7 protein-coding genes are annotated in these 6,243 nt (G+C 53.4%); 1 reads left to right on the top strand and 6 read right to left on the bottom strand.

What is annotated here, in order from left to right; translation table 11 throughout:
* Positions 1-294: hypothetical protein (locus B142_RS13880; RefSeq protein WP_208853758.1), on the top strand; the 294-nt coding region annotated here is incomplete at its 5' end.
* A gap of 37 nt (positions 295-331) precedes the next feature.
* Here B142_RS13880 and B142_RS0108130 read toward each other — a convergent pair.
* The 6 genes from B142_RS0108130 to B142_RS13260 all read right to left on the bottom strand — a co-directional run bounded on the left by B142_RS0108130 (position 332) and on the right by B142_RS13260 (position 6,226).
* On the bottom strand, positions 332-1,315 hold the full coding sequence (locus tag B142_RS0108130) for a hypothetical protein (RefSeq protein ID WP_018121050.1): 984 nt from the start codon (positions 1,313-1,315) through the stop codon (positions 332-334).
* A gap of 60 nt (positions 1,316-1,375) precedes the next feature.
* A complete protein-coding gene (locus tag B142_RS0108125; protein WP_018121049.1) occupies positions 1,376-2,131 on the bottom strand; it encodes an iron ABC transporter ATP-binding protein in 756 nt (251 codons plus the stop codon).
* Positions 2,128-3,177, bottom strand: coding sequence for an iron chelate uptake ABC transporter family permease subunit (locus B142_RS0108120; protein WP_049148706.1), 1,050 nt, complete (start codon positions 3,175-3,177; stop codon positions 2,128-2,130). The genes B142_RS0108125 and B142_RS0108120 overlap by 4 nt, the downstream gene beginning before the upstream one ends.
* Positions 3,178-3,271: 94 nt before the next feature.
* Complete coding sequence (locus B142_RS0108115; protein WP_026167967.1) at positions 3,272-4,273, bottom strand: ABC transporter permease; 1,002 nt, start codon at positions 4,271-4,273, stop codon at positions 3,272-3,274.
* A 224-nt stretch (positions 4,274-4,497) separates the two neighbouring features.
* The gene (locus B142_RS0108110; RefSeq protein ID WP_018121046.1) at positions 4,498-5,547 is read right to left on the bottom strand and encodes a siderophore ABC transporter substrate-binding protein; all 1,050 of its coding nucleotides are present in this window, start codon (positions 5,545-5,547) and stop codon (positions 4,498-4,500) included.
* A gap of 229 nt (positions 5,548-5,776) precedes the next feature.
* Positions 5,777-6,226: a DoxX family protein gene (locus tag B142_RS13260; RefSeq protein WP_236658159.1), complete on the bottom strand. Its 450-nt coding sequence runs from the start codon at positions 6,224-6,226 to the stop codon at positions 5,777-5,779.
* Positions 6,227-6,243: the final 17 nt, after the last annotated feature.

The following is a 6,243-nucleotide window of genomic DNA, read 5'->3' as shown; positions in this document are numbered from 1 at the left end:
AACCAAGCGCCTTTCAGCAAAGCAGCGAGACCGACTTTACACACCAAGTTACTTGAACACAAACCAGAACACTGTGTCGTTGATCACAACACCGCGAACCAGACTGCCACACAAGCAACCAGCGAAACCCACCCACAACAACCACCAACCACACAGTCAGCAGCCACCAAAGGCAAGCATCGGCCCTATAAAATTATCATCCATCCCCGCCAGACAAACAAAGCACAACAACCACCAGAAACAACATCCTGTGAAGTTATTTTCTCTGTCAGCCCCTCGCGGCGACTTGGATAAGCTTAAGCGATAAGTAAACACATTGCAAATTCGAGGTTTATTGCAAAAGTTTTTGCAGGTAAGGGGCGGTTTTGATTAACAACACCATGACGCATAATTCGACCAATGTTTGCGTGACAATCACGATCGGAACAGCTTCAAATCCCTCCGGGAACGCTAACGCAATCGGCATAACGACTAAGGAATTTCGAGCCACGCCGGAAAACACCGCCGCCACCCCATCGTCGACACGCAACTTCGTTACCTGTGCGGCAACAAGCCCGACCGTCACCATGACTGCGGCGAAGACAACATAGATAGCAACTGCCGGGACAAGCGCGCGGCTGTCACGGAACACATCTGCGCCGTACGTCGCGGTGATGGCGAATAACGTCACCACCATCAAGGGCACCATTGCTCCATCTACAGTGATTCGAGTTTGTCTGGCTATCCCTCCGACGCACCGATTCCGCCACGTGCGTTCACACCTCTGCACAAACCACGCAAGACCCAATGGGATCACCAACAACCCCACGACGGAACGCACTATTGGACCCATCGCCGCCTCAACGAACCCCGCCCCGATCAACCGCGGGAGTAGCAAACTGAGCAGCAACATCTGCAGCACAAACAGCAATGGGGTGATCGCCAATAACCGATGATTTGCAGCTCCGGCCAAGCCCGAAAATGGCACAACGTAGTCGATGCAGGGGGCCAACAGGACCAAAGTAATGCCGAGAAGAAGTGCCTGGTCACCACGCACAGGCTGGACTAAGACCCAAACAACACACGGCACGACGAGAAAATTTAATGCCACAATTACCGCGGTTAGCCGCGGGGCTAATCGCACCCGCCGCAGTGGTAGCGCAGAAAACGTCGACAGCATCAAAAGGCCAAGAGCCGGACCCACCAGCTTTTCCAGATCCCAGGGCGATACGAAAAGACCGAGCAGTATCGTCGCCACATAGAAAAGAACCTGGTGTTCAGCTAGGAAATCTATACACCGCTGTATCTGCTGTGCCACCAGGTTCTGAATCATCATTTCGCCGCTATATTTTCGCGATCAATTTTTGCTGTCTCATCCTCTTCGTCGTCAGCCATTTTAGTGATAACAGGCCAGCAGACCGTCCGGCCCATCAATCACCGCGATGTCCGTATTAAAGATCTCAGTAAGAATATGGTCTTTCATGACCTCTTCTGGAGTGCCGAACTCACAGATCTGACCGTCTTTCACCGCACAGATATAGTCCGCATAGCGTGCGGCGAAGTTAATATCATGCAGCACCAGGATAATGGTCCGCCCGAACTCAGGACCTACTTGTTTCAGGTGCCGCATCATCTCGACAGAATGCGCAATATCGAGGTTATTTAACGGTTCGTCGAGAAGCACATAATCAGTCTCCTGACACAACACCATCGCGACATACGCGCGTTGGCGCTGCCCACCCGATAGCTGGTCCAGGTAGCGGTTCTCCAGCGGAGTGAGATTCAGAAAGTCGATGTACTTCGAAATGATTTCTTCGTCGGCAGGCGTCAAACGACCTTTGGAATACGGGAAGCGCCCAAACCCGACGAGCTGACGCACCGTCAAACGCGTAATGAAATGATTCTCCTGGCGCAGAACGGACACAATGCGCGCCAAGTCTTTCGACTTCGTATTAAAGATATCGGCCCCGCCGACAGTGATCTCGCCGGAATCCGGCTGCAGTAGCCGCCCGATCATCGTGAGCAAGGTTGATTTACCCGCACCGTTCGGGCCCACGAGCGCGGTGATACCGCCGGCAGGAATCTCCAGATTCACCGGACCGATCTCAACGTCACTGCTATAGGCCTTGTGCAGGTTTTGGAGGGTAATCACAAGCGTCCCTTTCTCAAAATGACAAATAGGAAGACCGAGCCGCCAACCAGCTCGATGACGATCGAGACAACTCCCTGGGCATAAAAGACGTGGTTGAGCACGAAATACGCACCAGTGAGTACTGAAAATGCGGTCAATACCGCCATGGGGAAAATGAAACGGTGGTCAAAGGTATCGGCGAATTGATAAGCCAACGTCGCTACCAAAAAGCCGAGGAAGGTCATTGGTCCGACCAACGCCGTCGAGACCGCCATCAGCACCGATACCAAAATCAGCGTACCAATCGACCACATCTTGTAGTTCAGGCCCAGGTTCATCGCAGCGTCTTTGCCAAGCCCCAAAACATTCAACCTGCGCGAGAAAACGAACAATAGTCCGGCTGCCCCCAGGCAGAGCGGAATAGCTAATGGATAATATTCCGGATCAGCATTATTAACCGAACCAAACATTCGTGCGGTCAACACATCGAATTCGGACGGTGTGAGCAAGCGCTGCATGAACGTCGAAATAGAACCCAGACCGCCGCCGATGATGATGCCGACCAGCAGCATAGCGTGCATATTTGCATGCCTTCCGGTCAGCAACCAGGAATACAGAATCAACGAGAGCAAAATCATCACGACGATCTGGAACACGAACGTCGACAAAGTACGGGCGTTGTGCAGTCCGGCTGCGCCCAAGAAAAATACGGTGGAGGTATGAATCAGCACATATAGTGATTCAAACCCCATGATGGAAGGGGTAATAATGCGGTTATTCGTGACGGTATGAAAAGCCACCGTGGCCATGGCTTGGCAGATCGCGACCACCGCCATCGCGATCACGGAATTCATCCGCCGCTCGGCAATGAGCCAAAATTGCTCGGTGCCCACGGGCATCGGGTTCCCATAGGCCAAAAGGCCAAACCCGCAACCAGCAGCGATGACTGCGAGGACACCGAGAATAATCCAATACTTGCCGGCCGCAGCGGAATTTTGAAACGCAGAAGCGCTGCGTTCGCGTGGTTGTTGCCCTTGGTTCTCGCTTATGCGCCGTGCCGGACTCATGCCCTGCTCCACACGCCCCGACGGCTCAGGATTTCCCGCCTGCGCACGATCTTCTACGCGAGAAGTATGTCCGGATGCGTTATTTGTCTGGAGATTATCCACGGCGTGCCTGCCTAACAATCAGAGTGACAAAAACAATGGCACCAACAATGCCCAATATGACAGAAACTGGCATTTCGAATGGACTGATAATGGTACGTCCGATGAGGTCACACACCACCACAATGGCGATTCCGAGCAAGCAAACCCACGGAAGATTCGAACGCAAATCATCGCCGCGGAACATGGAGACCACATTCGGCACAATAAGGCCCAAAAATGGCAACGCTCCCACCACGACCGTCACGACGCCGGTGGCCACCGCGATCAAGGCAGTACCCGCCAACACGATCCGCGCGTAATTAACGCCAACGTTGGTGGCAATGTCTTCGCCAAGCCCGGCAACCGTCAAACGATCGGCGAAGAAGAAAACCGCAACAGCGATCGCGACAACCACCCACAGCACTTCATATTGGCCTTTGTATACAGACGTAAACGAGCCCATAAACCAAATGCCCAACGATTGCAGCATGTCGAATTGCAAGGCGAAAAATGTCGAGATCGACGAGACCACTGCGCCCAGCATGATGCCGATAATTGGAACTACCAACGATGACCGCAGCGAAACCTTGCGCAAAAACAGGAAAAACACCATGGTGCCGACGAAGGCAAAAAACACGGCACCAATCATGCGTTCAAGCACCGACGCCGTCGGGATGAAGTACATGACAAACAGCAGACCAAGACCAGCCCATTCGGTGGTTCCGGTGGTGGTCGGCTCGACAAATCGGTTTTGTGTCAGTAGCTGCATGACCAAACCTGACATCGCCATCGCAGCACCTGCCAAAACCAACGCAATAGTGCGTGGCAAGCGCGTGATATAGAAGAAGTCCGAACCGTCAGCTGCTTCAAAGATGTTGTATTCGCCAACCATCAGTGATGTCACCAGCAACGCTGCAACGACGACGAAACCGACGGCCAATTTCCAGTCGAATAATTTCGTCCGCGTCTGCGCGCGCCGTGGTTGGGTTCGCTGTCCCGACTCGCCCGTCGGCATGTTCGTGCCATCGGGGGTGCCAGGCGTTGTCGCAGTGGTCATGTCTTGTGCCTTCATTTCTTCATCATCTACCGATGCTTATGATCTACCAATGCTCATGGCAATGCCGAGGCTACGGTTTCGTAGCCTCGGCTGGCATTGTAGGTCTCAGCGTGCGCATCATTCGACGAATGGTGACTATTCTCGCGGACGATCACGCACGCCTTCGAACGAGAGCGGGAGAATTACTTCTTCGCTGCTTCAAACGCGTCAGCGATGTCGTTCAGGATCTCGGTGTAGGTAATGATGGATTCATTGGTGTAGGTGTCTTCTGGTGCATAGACAATCTGTCCATCTTTGACCGCAGCGACGTTACGCAAAGCATCGGAGCCTTCAATCACGTCTTTCGCTGCCTGGTAGCCAGGTTCCAACCGCGCAGAAATTGCAGCGTCGCGGTCCAGTACGAACATCCAGTTTGGGTTAGAATCCGCGATGGCTTCTACGGAAATATCATCACCTTTGTGGTTCTGCGAGGCATCATCGACCTCGAGCGCAGGCTTCAAATCCAACATGTCGAAGACAGGTCCATAAACACGGCCGAGGGAAGGAGCCACATAACCGATCTCGCCACCGGAAACGTTCAGTGCCATCACGCTGGATTCACCATCGTAGGCCTTCTTCGCGCGCTCGATAGCAGCATCGAATTCGTCGACGAGTTCTTGGGCGTCATCCTCATGACCCAGAATTTCGCCGAGTCCCAGTGCGTGCCGACGCAACTCCTCCGCGAAGTCTTCGTCGTCACGAGGCTCGAACTCTACCAAGGCAGCATCTGGGTTCAGCTGCTTGATGTCGTCGTAATGCGACTGGAAACGCTGCCCGTTGATGATGAGATCCGGCTGTGCAGCAACCAAAGCTTCCAGGTCTGGTTCGCGGTGCATGCCCAGATCGGCGACGGAATCGTCCTCGCGGTAAGCGTCAACCGTGTGCGGAACCAGTTGCTTCGGAGCAGCAACGAGGTCTACTCCCCACTTTTCCAGGATCTCGAAAGAGCGGTTGTCAGTTGCGGCAATGGCCTTGGAGTTCTTCGGAACCTCCTGAGTGCCATGGTTATCTTCGATGGTGATGGTGTCACCGTCGGAGGCAGCATCTGACGAAGATTCCGCAGCGCTTGATTCTGCCGACGTCGTAGCATCTGCGTTGGTGCTCTCAGCATCATCAGTGGAACAAGCGGTAAGAACCAGGCTGGACAGAGCAAGTCCAGTGATTACAGTATTGCGGATTTTTACTGAAGCCATCTTCGTTCACTTCTCCTTGGGGGTAGCGTAAGTTCGCAACTCTGATAATTGCCTGTGTGAGCAATTCGCAAACACACAGCCAAAGCTTAACCTTATTAAGCACGGGTTGACTTAACAAGGGTTGGCTGGACTACTACACCCCACGGTGGACAAAACACATTAGGAAATCGTTACTTAACCAGCATTTTCCTATGCTTTTCCAATCTTGCCCCCTACCCCCGCTAGTGATTTAAGCGACGTTGCGCTTGCCGACGCGCCATGCACCGTAGATTAAAGGAATTTGTAGGGGCAATCGCAGTACGCTCACCACGGCTTTTCGCCGTGACTGCCGCACCCACCGCCTCATCATTTCCACGTTTGCGGGAAACACTGCAACCAAAAACGCCGCCGAAGCATAACCTGCAATCGAGCGGGTATGGGATTTACGCAGCGCACATGCAAGACCAAGTTCCACTGCACCACTGACATAAGTAGCACACCGCGCAGAGACCGGGACCCACCCCGGAACAATCGAATCGAAAACCGCGGGGCGGAGAAAATGCAGTACGCCCGCGACACCAAAAATCCCACTCAGCCCACGAGCACCTGGGGTTATACCTTCACTAAGCCGATGGAACTGCCTACTCTTGCTGGTAGAGACACCCAACACGTTAGTTCTCCTATCCCGCGTCTTATTCATCTCCTTAAGTTAGCAAA

Origin of the sequence: Corynebacterium propinquum DSM 44285 (genome assembly GCF_000375525.1) — a bacterium.
GTDB classification, from domain to species: domain Bacteria; phylum Actinomycetota; class Actinomycetes; order Mycobacteriales; family Mycobacteriaceae; genus Corynebacterium; species Corynebacterium propinquum.
This window is presented reverse-complemented; position numbering and strand designations above follow the sequence as displayed.